The sequence below is a fragment of the Salinicola sp. MIT1003 genome (assembly GCF_001858555.1).
In the GTDB taxonomy this organism is placed as follows: domain Bacteria; phylum Pseudomonadota; class Gammaproteobacteria; order Pseudomonadales; family Halomonadaceae; genus Salinicola; species Salinicola salarius.
Genome location: NZ_MCAP01000049.1, coordinates 1 through 1,053 on the forward strand (window position 1 = coordinate 1; position 1,053 = coordinate 1,053).

General features: G+C 59.4%; 1 protein-coding gene. It reads left to right on the forward strand.

All coding sequences use genetic code 11. The annotated features are described in order from the left end of the window. Window positions 1-91 precede the first annotated feature (91 nt). On the forward strand, window positions 92-1,053 hold a 962-nt coding region (locus tag BC443_RS14285; protein ID WP_071232512.1), incomplete at its 3' end, for an IS481 family transposase.

Genomic DNA, 1,053 nt, shown 5'->3' on the forward strand with positions numbered 1-1,053 from the left:
TGTAGGGTCCCGGATGATCAGATCGCCTATAGAAGTTATCCTCTGCTAGCCGCCAGGGAGCTTCTTCAGCAATTCATCCGGGAGCAAGTTCATGGACATCAAGCTGCATAAACAAGCGACCACGACACCGAAGATCCGTGCCGAGATCCAGGCAGCGCCCTCCGGTATCACGGATAGCGAGCTGGCCCGCCAGTATGGTGTCGCCACCGCGACCATACGGCGCTGGCGCTACCGTGACGATGTCCATGATCGATCGCACACGCGTCACAACCTGCTGGCCACGCTCACGCCCGAGCAGGAGGAGGTGCTGATCGCAGCGCGCGAATTCCTTCGCCTCGGTCTGGATGATCTCCTCGTCGTGGCGCGTGAGTTCCTGAACTCTCGGTTGTCTCGTTCCGGCCTGCATCGCATGCTCCAGCGGCGCGGCGTGCCGACACTAGCGGAACTGGCTCGGCAGGGCATCGGAGATGACGAGAAGCCGAGGCACAAGCCCTTCAAGGACTACGACCCGGGGTATGTGCACATCGACATCAAGCACCTGCCTCAGATGCCCGACGAGGAGCAAAAACGCTACCTGTACGTCGCCATCGATCGCGCCACGCGTTGGGTGTATCTGGAGATCCGAAGCAGCCAGTCCGCGAAGGATGCTCGCGCGTTCATGAAGCAGGTGGAAGAGAAGGCGCCCTTCAAGATCCAGACGGTGCTGACTGACAACGGCAAATCCTTTACCGATCGCTTCACACGTGCAGGTGAGCGCAAGCCCAGCGGCCGGCATCCGTTTGACCAGGAGTGCCAGGCACATGACATCGAACACCGCCTGATCAAGCCGGGAAAGCCGCAAACGAACGGCATGGTGGAGCGCTTCAACGGCCGCATCAGCGACGTGCTAGCGACTCGGCGCTATGCCTCAGGCGAGGACCTGGAACAGACGCTGAAACGCTATACCTGGCTGTACAATCACCACATCCCGCAGAAGGCACTGCACCATCAATCACCCATTGCGATGATGAAAGAATGGCAGACTAAACGGCCTGACTTATTTACCAAGCGGTT